This window comes from Kitasatospora sp. NPDC023385 (assembly GCF_055664045.1).
On record NZ_JBVOOL010000005.1, the window covers coordinates 312,217 to 326,995 of the forward strand.

16 protein-coding genes and 1 other RNA gene are annotated in these 14,779 nt (G+C 74.5%); 9 read left to right on the plus strand and 8 right to left on the minus strand.

Annotated features, from left to right (window positions below):
* Window positions 1-6 precede the first annotated feature (6 nt).
* Window positions 7-792, minus strand: coding sequence for a peroxide stress protein YaaA (gene yaaA, locus AC0B61_RS11230; RefSeq protein ID WP_471740367.1), 786 nt, complete (start codon window positions 790-792; stop codon window positions 7-9).
* Window positions 793-991: 199 nt separating this feature from the next.
* On the opposite strand from yaaA, the gene AC0B61_RS11235 reads away from it, so the two are divergent.
* From AC0B61_RS11235 to rnpB, 4 genes are all read left to right on the plus strand, one after another.
* Window positions 992-1,237 carry a hypothetical protein gene (locus AC0B61_RS11235; RefSeq protein ID WP_471740368.1) on the plus strand — a complete coding sequence of 82 codons (246 nt, stop codon included), beginning with the start codon at window positions 992-994 and terminating at the stop codon, window positions 1,235-1,237.
* Window positions 1,238-1,278: 41 nt separating this feature from the next.
* A complete protein-coding gene (locus AC0B61_RS11240; RefSeq protein ID WP_471740369.1) occupies window positions 1,279-2,754 on the plus strand; it encodes an RNB domain-containing ribonuclease in 1,476 nt (491 codons plus the stop codon).
* 109 nt (window positions 2,755-2,863) lie between these two features.
* Window positions 2,864-4,360, plus strand: a complete 1,497-nt coding sequence (locus AC0B61_RS11245) for an MFS transporter (RefSeq protein ID WP_471740370.1) — start codon at window positions 2,864-2,866, stop codon at window positions 4,358-4,360.
* Window positions 4,361-4,373: 13 nt separating this feature from the next.
* Window positions 4,374-4,771: RNase P RNA component class A (gene rnpB / locus AC0B61_RS11250), an RNA gene on the plus strand.
* Window positions 4,772-4,809: 38 nt separating this feature from the next.
* Here rnpB and AC0B61_RS11255 read toward each other — a convergent pair.
* The 4 genes from AC0B61_RS11255 to AC0B61_RS11270 all read right to left on the minus strand — a co-directional run bounded on the left by AC0B61_RS11255 (window position 4,810) and on the right by AC0B61_RS11270 (window position 6,109).
* Complete coding sequence (locus AC0B61_RS11255) at window positions 4,810-5,067, minus strand: Prokaryotic metallothionein (protein ID WP_471740371.1); 258 nt, start codon at window positions 5,065-5,067, stop codon at window positions 4,810-4,812.
* A 107-nt stretch (window positions 5,068-5,174) separates the two neighbouring features.
* Window positions 5,175-5,573 carry an ACT domain-containing protein gene (locus tag AC0B61_RS11260; protein ID WP_471740372.1) on the minus strand — a complete coding sequence of 133 codons (399 nt, stop codon included), beginning with the start codon at window positions 5,571-5,573 and terminating at the stop codon, window positions 5,175-5,177.
* A 67-nt stretch (window positions 5,574-5,640) separates the two neighbouring features.
* Entirely contained in the window at window positions 5,641-5,838 is a 198-nt protein-coding gene (locus AC0B61_RS11265; protein WP_471740373.1) for a hypothetical protein, read from the minus strand.
* Between the two features lie 40 nt (window positions 5,839-5,878).
* A complete protein-coding gene (locus tag AC0B61_RS11270) occupies window positions 5,879-6,109 on the minus strand; it encodes a hypothetical protein (protein ID WP_471740374.1) in 231 nt (76 codons plus the stop codon).
* A gap of 500 nt (window positions 6,110-6,609) precedes the next feature.
* On the opposite strand from AC0B61_RS11270, the gene AC0B61_RS11275 reads away from it, so the two are divergent.
* Entirely contained in the window at window positions 6,610-7,311 is a 702-nt protein-coding gene (locus AC0B61_RS11275) for a bifunctional DNA primase/polymerase (RefSeq protein WP_471740375.1), read from the plus strand.
* A 39-nt stretch (window positions 7,312-7,350) separates the two neighbouring features.
* Here AC0B61_RS11275 and map read toward each other — a convergent pair whose 3' ends face one another.
* A complete protein-coding gene (map, locus tag AC0B61_RS11280; protein WP_471740376.1) occupies window positions 7,351-8,196 on the minus strand; it encodes a type I methionyl aminopeptidase in 846 nt (281 codons plus the stop codon).
* Between the two features lie 199 nt (window positions 8,197-8,395).
* Here map and AC0B61_RS11285 point away from each other — a divergent pair, with 199 nt between their 5' ends.
* On the plus strand, window positions 8,396-8,623 hold the full coding sequence (locus AC0B61_RS11285) for a hypothetical protein (protein WP_471740377.1): 228 nt from the start codon (window positions 8,396-8,398) through the stop codon (window positions 8,621-8,623).
* A gap of 22 nt (window positions 8,624-8,645) precedes the next feature.
* Here the strand turns inward: AC0B61_RS11285 and AC0B61_RS11290 are convergent, their stop codons facing one another.
* Window positions 8,646-9,251, minus strand: coding sequence for a hypothetical protein (locus AC0B61_RS11290; RefSeq protein ID WP_471740378.1), 606 nt, complete (start codon window positions 9,249-9,251; stop codon window positions 8,646-8,648).
* Between the two features lie 47 nt (window positions 9,252-9,298).
* Between AC0B61_RS11290 and npdG the strand changes: the two genes are divergently transcribed.
* Both npdG and AC0B61_RS11300 read left to right on the plus strand, forming a co-directional pair.
* On the plus strand, window positions 9,299-9,991 hold the full coding sequence (gene npdG / locus AC0B61_RS11295) for an NADPH-dependent F420 reductase (protein WP_471740379.1): 693 nt from the start codon (window positions 9,299-9,301) through the stop codon (window positions 9,989-9,991).
* A gap of 122 nt (window positions 9,992-10,113) precedes the next feature.
* Window positions 10,114-10,302, plus strand: a complete 189-nt coding sequence (locus AC0B61_RS11300; protein WP_471740380.1) for a hypothetical protein — start codon at window positions 10,114-10,116, stop codon at window positions 10,300-10,302.
* Window positions 10,303-10,335: 33 nt separating this feature from the next.
* Here AC0B61_RS11300 and AC0B61_RS11305 read toward each other — a convergent pair whose 3' ends face one another.
* Entirely contained in the window at window positions 10,336-11,151 is an 816-nt protein-coding gene (locus AC0B61_RS11305) for a site-2 protease family protein (protein WP_471740381.1), read from the minus strand.
* Between the two features lie 197 nt (window positions 11,152-11,348).
* Between AC0B61_RS11305 and AC0B61_RS11310 the strand changes: the two genes are divergently transcribed.
* Window positions 11,349-14,693, plus strand: coding sequence for an ATP-binding protein (locus tag AC0B61_RS11310; protein WP_471740382.1), 3,345 nt, complete (start codon window positions 11,349-11,351; stop codon window positions 14,691-14,693).
* Window positions 14,694-14,779: the final 86 nt, after the last annotated feature.

Sequence of the window (14,779 nt, forward strand, 5' to 3'; positions counted from 1 at the left end):
CCGGGCTCAGTGCACCTCGGTGACCACCACGTCCAGCTGCCACGGCTTGCGAGCCGTGCCCTCCGCCGCGAGCTCCACCCGGTGGCCCAGCGCCAGCAGCGCGTCCATCAGCTCGCCGGGCGTCTTCGGCTCGGCCCCGGCGACCAGCAGGTCCCGCACCAGGCGGCCCTTGGTCGCCTTGTTGAAGTGGCTGACGACGCTGCGCTTGCCGTCCCGTTCCTGCAGCACCCGGACGGTGGCGGTCCGGGCGGCCACCTCGCCGGCCGGCTTCCAGGCCGCCGCGTACGCGGAGCTGCGCAGGTCCAGCACCAGCCCGTCCGCCACCTCCGGCAGCACGGAGGCCGTCGCGCTCCGCCAGTACGCCCCGAGCGCCCCCGGTCCGGGGAGTTTCACGCCCATCGAGCACCGGTAGGACGGGATCCGGTCGGAGATCCGCACGGCGCCCCACAGCCCGGAGAACACCAGCAGCGAGCGCTCGGCCCGGTCGTACGCGGCGGCGTCCAGGGTGGCCAGCCCGAGGTTGTCGAACAGCACCCCGGTGTACACCTCGCCCGCCGGTCGCGCACCGGCCGCCAACAGACCGGCGTTCTTGGCGATCTCGCCCCGCAGACCGGGGGAGAGGCCCAACACCTCGGCGGCGGTGTCCTCATCACCCCGGCAGAGGCCGACCAGCGCGTCCAGCACCACCCCGCGCGCCGCCGTCAGCCCGGGCAGCGACAGCCCGTCCAGCGCCACGGGCCCGCCGTCCCCCGACCCGGCCTTGCCCTCCGAAGGCGGCAACAGCACCAGCACAGCGGACTCCTCAACAGTTTGTGGCGGACGAACCCCGCCACCCTACTGCGGCCGCTCCGGCCGCCCGCTCCGGCCGCCCGCTCCGACCGCCCGCTCCGACCGCCCGCTCCGCTCTCGGCGGCGGAGGCGGGAGCAGGGGAAACCGGTGGGAACATCCCGCGTCCGCCACTACCGTGAGCAGCGAAGGAGAGTGAGCGAGATGACCCTGCGACCCCTGGACCTGGTGCCCGGCGACGGCGATGCCGTGGAGGAGTCCCTGTCCGTGCGCCTGCCCGCTGGGCTGCCGGCGGAGACCCGGCAGGCGCTGGAGTTCGCGCTGCGGGCGGCGGCGCAGGCGGTGATGGCCGGGCGGGTGCAGGTGAGGGAGGCACGGCTGGCCACCGGCGGGTACGACGACGCGGTCGCGCTCGCGGCGAAGGACCTGAAGTCCCTGCTGGGGCGCTGAGCCTCCGTCCCGAATCACCCGATTCGCCCTACGCTGCCCCCATGCCTCGCCGAAAACTGCGCGTCAAGGCCGCCGACTCCGCCCGGATCAACACCGAGCTGACCGAACTCCGCACCCTTCTGGAGATCCACACCGAGTGGCCGGAGGCCGTGCTCGCCGAGGCGGAGGAGGCGGCCGAGCGCCCCCGGCTGCCCGAGCACGACGCCACCGACCTGCCGCTGTTCACCGTCGACCCGCCCGGCTCGCGCGACCTCGACCAGGCCATGCACCTCGCCCACCGCCCCGGCGGCGGCTACCGGGTGCACTACGCGATCGCCGACGTCGCCGCCTTCGTCCGCCCCGGCGGCGCGATCGACACCGAGGCCCGCCGCCGGGTCGAGACCCTCTACTTCCCCGACCACCGGGTACCGCTGCACCCCACCCGGATCTCCGAGGACGCCGCCAGTCTGCTGCCCGGCGAGCCCCGGCCCGCCCTGCTCTGGCAGCTCGACCTGGACGCCGACGGCGCCGTCGTCCTCGCCGACCTGCGGCGCGCCCTCGTCCGCTCGCACCGCCGCCTCGACTACGCCGCCGTCCAGCGCGCCGTGGAGCTCGGCGGCGCCGACGAGCAGCTCGCCCTGCTCGCCACCGTCGGCCGGCTGCGCGAGGAACAGGAACGCGCCCGCGGCGGGATCAGCCTGCCGGTGCCCGAGCAGGAGGTCGAGGAGACCCTGCACGGCTACGTCCTCGGCTACCGCGCGCCCAACCCCGCCGACGGCTGGAACGCCCAGATCTCCCTGCTCACCGGCATGGCCGCGGCCGAACTGATGCTGGACGCGGGCGTCGGCCTGCTGCGCACCCTGCCCGCCGCGCCCCCCGCCGCGTACGAGCGGCTGCGCCGGATCGCCGCCGCGTTGGACGTGGACTGGCCGCAGGCGCTCCCGTACCCGGAGCTGATCCGCTCCCTGGACCCGGACGTCCCGTTGAACGCCGCCTTCCTCACCGCCTGTACGAGCCTGCTGCGCGGCGCCGGCTACCACGCCTTCGACGAGTCCCGCGGCCTGCCCGCGCCCGCCGCGCCCGGCCACGCCGCGCTCGGTGCCCCGTACGCGCACTGCACCGCGCCGCTGCGCCGCCTCGGCGACCGGTTCGCGCAGGAGGTGTGCGCGGCGGTGGCGGCGGGGGAGGACGTGCCGGACTGGGCGCGGGAGGCGCTGCCGACCCTGCCGGCGCTGATGGCGGCCGGGGACCGCCGCGCGGGCGAGGTCGAGCGCGCCTGCGTGGACCTGGTGGAGGCGGAGCTGCTGGCGGGCCGGGAGGGCGAGGACTTCACGGCGGTGGTCGTCGACGTGGACGGGAAGCGGCCCACCTCCGGCACGGTGCAGCTGCGGGATCCGGCCGTCCGGGCCCGCTGCGACGCCCGGAGCGGCGGCCCGGCCGCCGGGGCTGACGGCCGGCTGCCGCTCGGCCGGGTGATCGACGTCCGGCTGACGACGGCCGACCCGGTCACCCGGACCGTCCGCTTCGCCGCGGTGTAGCCGGGTGGCCCGTCCCGCCCGCCGCCGTCCGCCTGCCGCCCGCCCGCCCGCCACTCGTACGGTCCGTCCGGCCTTCCCGCCCCTCGGTCCGCGATGGGAGGATCGGTCCGTGCCCGAAGCCCAACCCACCGCCGCCGCCCCCGCGCCCGGGCGGCGCCGCCGTCTCCTCGTCCTGGCGATCTGCTGCCTGAGCCTGTTCATCGTCGGCCTCGACAACACCGTGGTGAACATCGCCCTGCCCGCGATCCAGCGGGACCTGGACGCGCCGGCGTCCGGGCTGCAGTGGATCATCGACGCCTACACCCTGGTGCTGGCCTCGCTGCTGATGCTGTTCGGCTCGGTGGCCGACCGGTTCGGCCGCCGCCGGGTGTTCCTGACCGGACTGGTGTGCTTCGCGCTCGGCTCGCTGCTCTGCAGCCTGGCGCCGAGCCTGGAGTGGCTGGTGGCGTTCCGGGCGCTGCAGGCGGTGGGCGGCTCGATGCTCAACCCGGTGGCGATGTCGATCATCACCAACACCTTCACCGATCCGAAGGAGCGGGCCCAGGCGATCGGCGTCTGGGGCGGTGTGGTCGGCATCTCGATGGCGCTCGGCCCGCTGCTCGGCGGCTTCCTGGTGGACGGCGCGGGCTGGCCGTCGATCTTCCTGATCAACGTGCCGGTGGCGCTGGCCGCCATCCTGCTGACGGCCCGTTTCGTTCCGGAGTCCCGCTCGCCCCGGCCGCGCCGACTGGACCCGGTGGGGCAGCTGCTGATGGTCGTGCTGCTCGGCTGCGGCACCGCCGCGATCATCGAGGGCCCGGCGAACGGCTGGACCTCCCCGCTGATCCTCGCCCTCGCCGTGACCGCCGTGGCCGCGCTGGTGGCCTTCCCGCTCTGGGAGATGCGGGTGGCCGAGCCGCTGGTGGACCCGCGGTTCTTCGCCGCCGCGCCGTTCACCGGGGCCACCGTCACCGCGGTCTGCGCCTTCGCCGCGCTCGGCGGATTCCTCTTCCTCAACACCCTGTACCTGCAGGACGTCCGGCACTACGGCCCGGTCGAGGCCGGTCTGTGGACGCTGCCGATGGCCGGGATGATGCTGGTCTGCGCGCCGCTGTCCGGCCGGATCGTCGGCATCCGGGGCCCGCGCCTGCCGCTGGTCGCGGCCGGGCTCGGCCTCGCCGCGAGCGGACTGCTGCTCACCCGCCTCACCGCCGACTCCCCGCCGGCGCTGCTGCTGGTCGCGTACGCGCTGTTCGGCTTCGGCTTCGGCATGGTCAACGCGCCGATCACCAACTCCGCGGTCTCCGGCATGCCGCGCTCCCAGGCGGGTGTGGCGGCCGCGGTGGCCTCGACCAGCCGTCAGGTCGGCCAGTCGCTGGGCGTGGCGGTGATCGGCACGGTCGTCACCTCGGCGGTGGTCGGCCCGGTGGCGATCGGCTTCGCCCCGGCCAGCCACGCCGGCTGGTGGATCATGGTCGGCCTCGGCGGCGCGATCCTCGCGCTGGGCCTGGCCACCACCACCGCCTGGGCGAGCGGGACGGCCGCCCGGGTGGCCGCCCGCCTCGGCGCCGAGCCGCCGGCCGTCCGGTCCGGTGTACGGGAGGCGCCGCCCGAGCGGCTACGATGACCACTACGGCGGAAGAGCCGGCCGGGCGGTCGCGACGGGTCACAGACCCGCCGAGGAACGTCCGGGCTCCACAGAGCAGGGTGGTGGGTAACGCCCACCCGGGGTGACCCGCGGGACAGTGCCACAGAAAACAGACCGCCCACCGCTTTTCGTGGTGGGTAAGGGTGAAACGGTGGTGTAAGAGACCACCAGCGACCGGGGTGACCCGGCCGGCTAGGTAAACCCCACCTGGAGCAAGGTCAAGATCGGCGCCTTCGGGCGCCGTGCGCGGACGTTCGAAGGCTGCTCGCCCGAGTCCGCGGGTGGACCGCACGAGGCTGTCGGCAACGGCAGTCCTAGATGGATGGCCGCCTCCCCGGGCCGCGCAAGCAACCCGGGAGACAGAACCCGGCGTACAGGCCGACTCTTCCGCCCCCTTCCCGCCCGTGACCGGGCGGGGCGCGCGCCGACTAGGCGGGGTGCGCGCCGACGGCGTCGCGGATCTGCTCGCCGAGCCCGCCGTTGACCCGGGCGCAGTTGGCGCAGCAGAAGAACATGCCGGCCACTTCGACGCCGTGGCCCACGATGCGGACGTTGCACTGCTCGCAGCGGGGCGCGAGCTTCTCCATCGCGCACTCGAAGCTGTCGAAGGTGTAGGTGTCGCCGGTGACCGTCTTGATCTCGAAGGCCAGCCAGTAGTCGTTTCCGCAGGTGACGCAGTTGGCCATGGCGGCCGTCTCCTTCCGGTGGGGCCGCCCCTGGCGGGGCGGCTGGTTCCAGTGTCGAAGGACCGGTCGGAGGCGGCCACCCGGCGGGACTGTCGGGCGGACGGGGTTCAGGCGGAGCGGGCGGCGAGCTCCTCGAGGGCGCGGACGGCGCGTTCGGCGTCGTCGGCGGCGACGAACAGGTGGTCGTGGTGGAAGCCGGCCACGACGTTGCAACTGATCCCCTCCTCGGCGAGCCGCCCGGCCACGGCCGCGGTCAGCCCGACGGCCTCCAGCGCCGAGTGGATCTGCAGGGTGATCCAGGCCGCCACGTACTCGTAGCGCAGTCCGAGCGCGTCCGCCTCCTCCTGGGCGACGACCACCGTCACCCCCTCGGGTTCGGCGACGGTCACCACCGGCCGCATGCCGGCGGGCACCCTCGCGGGGAGCGTGCAGTACACGTACCGCCCCGGGTTGAGCAGCGGGCGCATCCCGTGCAGCAGCGTCGCAAGATCTCGTTCTCCGGCCATGCCCGTCACCGTAGCGGCTGGGCGCAGGCCATGCCCGGCCCTGGCGGTCGGCGCGCGGTGCCGCCGCTCAGGGGCGGACCACGAACAGCGCCACGCTGACGAGCAGCAGCACCGCCCAGCCGAACCAGAGCCAGCCGTCGGGCCCGATGACGACGCTGTAGAGGCACACCACCGGCAGCAGCGCCCCGGTGACGACGGCGACCTGCCGGTTGTGGTGCGCGACCGCGCCGGGGCGGTTCCTGGGGTGGCGTTCCGTCCTGGCCATGCCGACCTCCCGGGGAGGCGATGGGGGAGCGGGCGGGCCGTCAGCCGGAGGCCTTGGCGGTGGCCGCCTCGTCGTACTCGTAGCGCCAGAACCAGCTCAGGCCCCGTACCTGCTTGGCCCGGACGTACACCAGTGTGCGCGCGGGGGCCTGGCCGTGCGCGGGGACCGGCACCATGTACTTCTTGGGCACGCCGAGCATCGGCCCGAGGGGGATCGGGAGGATCTTCCCGTCCAGGGGGCCGCCGACGAATGCGGTGTCCGCGCTCTTCATCCGTCCAGGATCTCACCTCCGCGCGGGTGACCACGGGCCCCGCCGGGGTGACCGGGAACACCCGGAGGGGAGGGCGAAGGCCTGGGCCGGCGGACGGGCGGGCGGGAGTGCCTCGTGAGGGCCGCGTGCCGGGAGTGTGCGCGGGGTGCGCGCGGGAGTGTGACCGGAGAGGCACCGCCCCCGGTCATCCGGAGGCCCCGCGCACCCTTATCCTTCCTGTTACGCCCTCGGGTTCCACCCGGGTCAGCGGGCCCCGTACGGGCCGGGAGAGGCGCGGATCCACGTGCCCCGCCGGCCGATCCGGCGCGGACAGCGTGCTGCCGCGACTGCGTACCGTGACCCGGGCGTCGGCCGTCCGGTGATCCCGGGCCGCGGTCGGCGGGGCGCGGACGACAGGGCCGAGCACCCTCGGGAAGCAGCCGGGGGCGCCGCGCGTTGCGTCGAGTGGTACGTCGAACGCTGTGTCGCACCAGGCACGGCAGTTGCGCGGAAGGGGCCCGATGGAAGCCGGCGGCAAGTGGACGACCTGGTGGCAGAAGCGTGATCGTCAGCGGACGCGCGTGGGGGGCACGGACGGCCCGGCCGGCGGGCTGGACGAGTTGCTCGGCGCGGCGCGCGCCGGTTTCCCGCTCGCGCCGGCCGCCCACCCGACCGGCTACCGATGTTCCTGTGACCGGGTGGCCTGTCCGGCCCCGGCCCAGCACCCGGTCTCCTTCGCCTGGCAGACCCAGGCCACGACCGACCCCGACCAGCTCTCCCGCTGGCTCTCCCGCGACCCGCGGGCCAACTTCATCACCGCCACCGGCCGGGTGCACGACGTGCTGGACGTCCCGGCGGAGGCCGGACGGCTGGCGCTGGAGCGGCTGACCGCGCTGGGCGTCGAGGGCCCGGTCGCCGCCGTCGGCGAGGACCGGTACCTGTTCTTCACCGCTACCCGCGGCACCCCGCAGGACGAGGACGAGTGGTGGCCCAGCGCGCTCGACTCCACCCCGGACACCATGTCCGAGCACCCCGGCCTGCGCTGGCACTGCCGCGGCTCCTACACCCTGCTCCCGCCGGCCGCGCTGCCGGACGGCTCCCGGGTGCGGTGGCTGCGCGGGCCCGAGCAGCCACTGCCGGACCCGCTGCGCGTCCTGGACGTGCTGACCGACGCCTGCACCGAGGTGGGCGCGGTGGCCGAGGAGCAGTGGCTCATCGGCTGACACCGGGCACCGAGCACTGCGCCCGTCGCCGGGCCACGGTCACGGCAGGGTGAGGATCTCCGCGCCGTCCGCCGTGACCACCAGGGTGTGCTCGAACTGGGCGGTGCGCTTGCGGTCCTTGGTGACGACCGTCCAGCCGTCCGGCCAGATCTCGTAGTCGTAGGTGCCCAGGGTCAGCATCGGCTCGATGGTGAACGTCATGCCCGGCTTGATCACCTCGGTGGCCCGCTCGCTGTCGTAGTGCGGGATGATCAGGCCGGAGTGGAACGACGTGTTGATGCCGTGCCCGGTGAAGTCCCGCACCACGCCGTAGCCGAAGCGCTTGGCGTAGGACTCGATGACCCGTCCGATGACGTTGATCTGACGGCCCGGCTTGACCGCCTTGATCGCCCGGGCGAGGGACTCCCGGGTGCGCTCGACCAGCAGCCGGGACTCCTCGTCCACGTCGCCGACCAGATAGGTGGCGTTGAGGTCGCCGTGCACGCCGTGGATGTACGCGGTGGCGTCGATGTTGACGATGTCGCCGTCCTGCAGCACGGTCGAGTCCGGGATGCCGTGGCAGATCACCTCGTTGATCGAGGTGCAGACGGACTTGGGGAAGCCCCGGTAACCGAGGTCGGACGGGTAGGCGCCGTGGTCGCACATGTACGCGTGGGCGACGGCGTCCAGCGCGTCCGTGGTGACGCCGGGGGCGATCAGCTTGGCCGCCTCCTCCATCGCCCGGGCGGCGATCCGGCTCGCGATCCGCATCTTCTCGATCGTCTCGGCGGTCTGCACCTCGGGCCCGGTGTACGGCGCCGGGGCGGGGCGCCCGACGTACTCGGGGCGCGCGATGTGCGCCGGGACCTTGCGGGTGGGGGACTGGATGCCGGGTACGAGAGCCATGGCCGCGAGTCTAGTCGCCGGGCTCCGCCGGGTCGGGCGGTGTGCGGAGGGGCTCAGGCGCGGGAATGATCGGTATCGACCCGACCTCTGAACGCCGACTGTTGACGCCCAGCGTTGAACGTCAGTGTTGAACGCCGACCGTCCGAAGTTGAACGCCGACCGTCCGAACGAACGCCGAGTGCCTGAACGGGAGATCGCCATGCCCCTCGGATTCCACCGCAAGCCCACCGGCAAGCCCGGTGAGTGGTTCTACTGCATCAAGCACGACAAGGTCGAGGAGGGTCCGGAGTGCCCGGCGAAGGACCGCCTCGGCCCGTACGCCAGTCGCGAGGAGGCCGGCCAGGCCCTGCGGATCGCGGACGAGCGCAACCGGGAGTGGCGGAACGACCCGCGGTGGCGGGACGAGCCGAAGGACCCGACCGAGTAGGTGCCCACCAGCCCTGACGCCTCTACCAGCGGCTGAGCGCGGGGGCCGAGGCCAGCCGGCCGGCGAGGTCGGCGAGCCGGTCCAGGGCGGAGCGGCGGGCGGCCGGCTGGCCGGCGGCGGCGCTGACCAGGTGCTGGGCCAGGTCGAAGGGCTCCTCGGCGGCGGTGCCCACGGCCAGCCGTTCGTGTGCGAGCCCGCCGAGGTCGCCCGGTTCGGCGGAGGCGGCGCCGTCCAGCGCCAGCACGGTCGCGCCGTGCCGCCGGGCGTCGTGCACCCGCTCGAGCAGCGGGGCGCCGGCCGCCTCCGGGGCCACCACCAGGACGGTGGCGCCGCGCCCGGTCTCGGTCAACCGCCGTAGGTCGTGCGCGAGGTGGGCCGGGGCGCCGGCGGGCGGGCGGTGCCGTAGCAGGGTCGGTGCCAGCCGCGGGACGGCCGACCAGGCGGCCTCGTCCGTCAGGTGGGCGGCGAGGTGCCAGGGCTCGTACACCTCGGTGCCGACCAGGAGCAGTCCGGCCGCGCCGCGCCGCTCCACCGAGCGCCGCAGCGAGCCGGCGAAGCTCCCGGCCCGCTCCAGCCAGCCCGTGCCCGCCAGCCGTTCCCGGAGTGCCGAAACTCTCACCGCGTCCATGCGGGCCAGGATGTCGCGCCGGGCCGGGGGTTTGGCAGGATCAGCCCATGACTTCCCTCGATTCAGCGACAAACCCGGCCCACGAACTGCCGGACGTCTCGCAGCTGGTGGTCGGTGTCCTCGGTGGCACCGGCGACCAGGGGCGCGGCCTGGCCCTGCGGCTGGCCAAGGCGGGCCAGCAGGTGATCATCGGTTCCCGGGACGCCGCCCGGGCCGCGGCCTCGGCCGCCGAGATCGGCCTCGGCGTGCGCGGCGCCGACAACGCCGCCGTCGCCCGGGAGAGCGACGTCGTGATCGTCGCGGTCCCGTGGGACGGCCACGCCGCCACGCTGGCCGCGCTGCGCGAGGAACTGGCCGGCAAGATCGTCGTCGACTGCGTCAACCCGCTCGGCTTCGACAAGCAGGGCGCCTACGCGCTGAAGCCGGAGGAGGGCAGCGCCGCCCAGCAGGCCGCCGCGCTGCTGCCGGACTCCCGGGTCACCGCCGCCTTCCACCACCTCTCGGCGGTGCTGCTGCAGGACGAGTCGGTGGAGGCCGTCGACACCGACGTCATGGTGCTGGGCGACGAGCGGGCCGCCACCGACGTGGTGCGCGCCCTGGCCGCCCGGATCCCCGGCATGCGCGGCATCTACGCGGGCCGGCTGCGCAACGCCCACCAGGTCGAGGCGCTGGTGGCCAACCTGATCTCGGTCAACCGCCGCTACAAGGCGCACGCGGGCCTGCGGATCACCGACGTGTGAGCCGTGCGGTCCGGCCGCCGCCGTGTCGGCCTCACCCCTGGAACCGCTCCGGGGGTGAGGTCGGCGACAATGGACGGCGGCCGCGATCCGGACGGCCGTACCCGTTCTAGGAGCCTCCCGCCATGCCCCGCACGTCCCTGCTCGCCCTGATCGTCGTCGTCCTCGCGCTGGCCGCCGCCGTCTTCTCGCTGACCCAGGGCTTCTGGCTGGGCCTGGTCTGGCTGCCGCTGGCCGGGGTGGCCAGCAACGTGCTGTGGCTGAACCGCCGCCGCGCGAAGATCGCCGAGGCAGTGGCGGCCGAGCGGGGCTGACCCCCGCGGGGCAAAAGGGCGGGCTACCGCGGGCTAGTTCTTCCAGAAGCTGAACAGGTACCGGCCGAGCGTCGCGTAGTCCTGGTCCACGCCGAAGAGGTTCATCAGGTCGTGGACGATGCCGAAGAAGAACGAGTTCACCTCGGGCTGCCACAGCAGCGCGAACACCGCGAGCATCCCGTACGGCGCGAACGGCTCGACCGCGCGCCGGGTCTTGTGCGACAGCCACGGCTCGACGACGCCGTAGCCGTCCAGGCCGGGCACCGGCAGCAGGTTCAGCACCGCCGCGCTGAGCTGGAGGAAGCCGAGGAAGCCGAGCGCGCCGGAGAACGGCGAGATGGTCAGCTCGTAGCCGTTCCAGAACGCGTGCACCGTCGGGTCGTCCAGCCAGCCCGCGCCGATCGGCACCAGCAGCGCCGCCGCGATCACCAGGTTCACCAGCGGACCGGCCGCCGAGATCAGGCTGTGCTTGAGCCGGCCCTGGATCCGGTGCCGCTCGATCCAGACCGAACCGCCGGGCAGGCCGATGCCGCCGAGGATCACGAAGACGATCGGCAGCACGAAGCTGAGCAGCACGTTGGTGTACTTCAGCGGGTTGAGCGTCAGGTAGCCCTTGGCGCCGACGGTGAGGTCGCCGCCGTGCAGCGCGGTGCGCGCGTGGGCGTACTCGTGCAGGCAGAGCGACACCATCCAGCCCGCGACGACGAACAGGAACACCCCGAACGAGGCGTTGCCGTAGCCCGCGTACACCGCCCAGCCGGAGGTGCCGAGTATGGCGAGGAGCACCCAGAACACCGGGCTGATCCGGCGGTCCTCGCTGCGGGAGCGCGGCGTGGCGGCGAAGGTCATGGTGGGGGTGCTCCGTGGGCAGAGGGAAGGTGGGCAGCGGGACGGGTGAAACAGGGCAGGGGTCGATCATGCCGGGCGGGCCCGCGACCGACAAGCCGCTCCGAATGAACGTCCGGATCCTTGGCCGCGTTCCTCCGCGCCCACGGGGTCAGCACAATTGTGCGCCCCGATCCCCGCCGATCGACCAGAATGGTCCGGTGCACTACGGGATCCTCGGGACGACCACGGCCCACCACGACGACGGCACCCCGGTACCGCTCGGCGGCGCCCGGCTGCGGGCGCTGCTGACCGCGCTGGCCCTGCGGCAGGGCCGCCCCGTGCCGGCCGACCTCCTGGTGGACGAGGTCTGGGAGGCCGATCCACCGCAGGACTCCTCCGCCGCGCTGCAGACCCTCGTCGGCCGGCTGCGCCGCACCATCGGCCGGGACGAGATCGGCTCCGGCCCGGCCGGATACTGGCTGACCGGCCCGGCCACCGACCTCGCCGACTTCCAGCGGCTGACCGCCGAGGGCCGCCGCGCCCTCGACGCCGGGGACCACGCGCCCGCCGCCGAGCGGCTGCGCGCCGCCCTGGCGCTGTGGCGCGGCCCCGCCCTCGCCGACCTGCCGGACCGCACCGGCCCGGCCGCCCGGCTGGAGGCCCAGCGCGAGGAGGCCCGCCGCCACCGGATCACCGCCGACCTCGGGCTCGGCCGGGCCGCCGAGCTGGTGGCCGAGCTCACCGAACTGTGCGAGCGGCAGCCGCTGGACGAGCCGCTGCAGCTGCTGATGATCCGGGCGCTGCACGAGAGCGGCCGGACGGCCGAGGCGCTGCGCCACTACGAGCGGACCAGGCGCGCCCTGGCCGACGAGCTCGGCGTCGACCCGGGCGGGCAACTCCGCGCCCTCCACGCCGAGTTGCTCGCCCCGACGGTGCCGGAGGTCTCGGCGCCGGCCCCCGTCAAGGCCGCGCCCGCGCCCCAACCCCCGCGCGCCGGCAGCAACCTGCGCGGCCGGCTGACCAGCTTCGTCGGCCGGGAGGCCGATCTCGCCGCGCTGCGCGCGCTGTTGACGCAGCGCCGGCTGGTGACCCTGACCGGCCCCGGTGGCTCCGGCAAGACCAGCCTCTCGGTCGAGGCCGGCCGGGCCGAACAGGGCGCCGGGAGCTGGCCGGACGGCGTCTGGGTGGCCGAACTCGCCCCGCTGGAGAGCCCGGACGCGGTGCCCGCCGCCGTGGTCTCCGCCCTGGGCCTGCGCGAGATCGTGCTGCACAGCACCAGCATCGTCACCGAGGTGATCGAGAAGCGCGCCGAGGACCCGCTGCGCCGGCTGGTCGAGCACTGCGGCCACCGCCGGATGCTGCTCGTCCTGGACAACTGCGAGCACCTGGTCCAGGCCGCCGCCGACCTCGCCGACGTGCTCCTCGCCGAATGCCCGGGGCTGACGGTGCTCGCCACCAGCCGCGAGCCGCTCGGCGTGCCCGGCGAGACGGTGCTGCCGGTCGAGCCGCTGCCCGACCCGGTCGCACTGCGGCTGTTCACCGAGCGCGCCGCCGCCGCCCGTCCCGGCTTCGACCCGCAGGGCGACCCGGAGGCCTGCGCCGAGATCTGCCGCCGCCTGGACGGGCTGCCGCTGGCCATCGAACTGGCCGCCGCCCGGCTGCGGGTGATGACGGCGCGCCAGATAGCCGACCGGCTGGACGGCCGGTTCACGCTGCTCACCGCGGGCAGCCGCACCCTGCTGCCGCGCCAGCAGACCCTGCGCGCGGTCGTCGACTGGAGCTGGGACCTGCTGGGCAAGCGGGAACGGGCGGTGCTGCGCCGGCTCTCGGTCTTCTCGGGCGGCTGGCAGCTGGAGGACGCCGAGGCGGTCTGCGCCGACGGCGTCGACGTGGCCCCCGGCGAGGTCGCCGACCTGCTGCTCTCGCTGGTCGACAAGTCCCTGCTGGTCGCCGACCTGGACGGCGCCAGCCTGCCGCGCTACCGGATGCTGGAGACCATCCACGAGTACGCGCAGGAGCGCCTCGGCGCGTCCGCGGCCGAGCGCGCGGCCACCGAGGGGCGCCACCTCGCGCACTTCCGCTCCGTGGTCACCGACGCCGACCTGCAGATCCACGGCCCCCGGCAGTTGCACTGGCTGACCGTGCTGGAGCGCGAGCAGGACAACATCCGGGCCGCGCTGCGCCGCGCGATCGACCTCCGGGACGAGGAGCAGGCGCTGGCCCTCGCCCTCGGCATGAGCTGGTACTGGTCGCTGCGCAACTACAGCCTGGAGGCCCGCACCTGGTACAGCGCGGTCGCCGCGCTCGGCCCGGATCCGTTCGGCCCGGACGCCCCGCCGCCGGTGCCGCTGGAGCACCACGTGCTCGCGTACGGCCTGCCGATGCCCGAGGGGGTGGCCGAGGAGGCCCGCCGACTGCTCGCGATGTACCGGCTGATCGGGCTCTTCGAGGGGAACCTGGAGGTGCTCGGCGATCCGCAGGCCGTCGGCGTCGCCCAGAAGCTGCTGGAGGTCTACACCCCGGATCTGCCGCAGGCCTACCGCTTCCCCGGGCTGATGCGGGTCTTCGGCGCCTTCCTGTCCGGCCGGCTGGACCTGATGAAGGACCTGCTCGACGACGGCGTCGCCGGCTGCGAGCGGCACGGCAGCCTGAACGACATGGCGTTCGTCCTGCAGCTCCGGGCCAAGATGATGAACGACTGGCCGGGCGGGGAGGAGCAGGGCGTCCTGGACGGCGAGCGCTCCCTGGAGCTGTACCGGCAGGCCGGCAACCTCTGGGGGATCTCCCAGGCGCTGGCGGCCCAGGGCGAGTCGCTGGCCGGCCGGGGCGACGCCGAGGCGGCCGCCGCCGCGTACGAGCGGGCGATCGAGCTGGCCGAGGAGCTGGGGGCGCCGCAGGAGGTGCCGATGCTGCGGGTGCACCTGGGCAGCGCCCTGCTGGGGCGGGACCTGGCGGAGGGCGAGCGGGTCATCCGGGCCGCGCTGGCCGACGTCGCCTCCCCGGGCCTGAACCAGGCCAGCAGCGGCGCGTGGCTGTTCGGCCACCTGATGCTCTGCGGCGTGCACGCCCACCGCGGCGAGTACGCGCAGGCCCTGGCCGAACTGGACCGGCTGGAGGGGGCCAAACTCGACTTCTTCTCGCCGAGCGTCGTCTCCGGGCTGCTGACCTCCTCCCGCGGCTGGCTCACGGCCCGGGCCGGCGACCCGGAGCGGGGGTTCGACCTGGTCCGCGAGGGCCGGCGGATGCTGCGGTCGATCATGACGTCGTCCGGTTTCGTGGAGCAGATGGCGGTCATGGTGGTGCCGGCCGTGATCGGCACCCTGCGGGCCTTCGCCGAACGTGACCTGGACCTGGACCGGGCCGCCACCGCGGCGCTCCTGCTGGGCGCGCAGAACGGGCTGAACGGCCCGAAGGGCGGCTACCTGGACCGCGCCGAGCGCGAGCGGTCGGCCGCCGCGCTGCGGGAACTGCTGGGCGACGAGGCGTACGAGGAGGCCTACGCCCGCGGTGACGCGATGACGCAGGACCAGACGCAGGCGCTGCTGACGGAGTTGATCGGGTAGGCCCGGTCTCGCGTCGCGTGCCGTGGGCCCGGCGGGCTGGTGTCCGTCCCCTGGTCACCGGCCCGCCGGGCCCGTTCGACGGCCGG

Excerpts from the sequence above, each read along its gene's own strand:
- AC0B61_RS11255 (WP_471740371.1), bottom strand. The coding sequence starts at position 5,067 with ATGGCCAACTGCGTCACCTGCGGAAACGACTACTGGCTGGCCTTCGAG.
- AC0B61_RS11275 (WP_471740375.1), top strand. The coding sequence starts at position 6,610 with ATGGAAGCCGGCGGCAAGTGGACGACCTGGTGGCAGAAGCGTGATCGT.
- npdG (WP_471740379.1), top strand. The coding sequence starts at position 9,299 with ATGACTTCCCTCGATTCAGCGACAAACCCGGCCCACGAACTGCCGGAC.
- AC0B61_RS11300 (WP_471740380.1), top strand. The coding sequence starts at position 10,114 with ATGCCCCGCACGTCCCTGCTCGCCCTGATCGTCGTCGTCCTCGCGCTG.
- AC0B61_RS11290 (WP_471740378.1), bottom strand. The coding sequence starts at position 9,251 with ATGGACGCGGTGAGAGTTTCGGCACTCCGGGAACGGCTGGCGGGCACG.
- AC0B61_RS11285 (WP_471740377.1), top strand. The coding sequence starts at position 8,396 with ATGCCCCTCGGATTCCACCGCAAGCCCACCGGCAAGCCCGGTGAGTGG.
- map (WP_471740376.1), bottom strand. The coding sequence starts at position 8,196 with ATGGCTCTCGTACCCGGCATCCAGTCCCCCACCCGCAAGGTCCCGGCG.
- AC0B61_RS11235 (WP_471740368.1), top strand. The coding sequence starts at position 992 with ATGACCCTGCGACCCCTGGACCTGGTGCCCGGCGACGGCGATGCCGTG.
- AC0B61_RS11265 (WP_471740373.1), bottom strand. The coding sequence starts at position 5,838 with ATGGCCAGGACGGAACGCCACCCCAGGAACCGCCCCGGCGCGGTCGCG.
- AC0B61_RS11270 (WP_471740374.1), bottom strand. The coding sequence starts at position 6,109 with ATGAAGAGCGCGGACACCGCATTCGTCGGCGGCCCCCTGGACGGGAAG.
- AC0B61_RS11240 (WP_471740369.1), top strand. The coding sequence starts at position 1,279 with ATGCCTCGCCGAAAACTGCGCGTCAAGGCCGCCGACTCCGCCCGGATC.
- AC0B61_RS11260 (WP_471740372.1), bottom strand. The coding sequence starts at position 5,573 with ATGGCCGGAGAACGAGATCTTGCGACGCTGCTGCACGGGATGCGCCCG.
- AC0B61_RS11305 (WP_471740381.1), bottom strand. The coding sequence starts at position 11,151 with ATGACCTTCGCCGCCACGCCGCGCTCCCGCAGCGAGGACCGCCGGATC.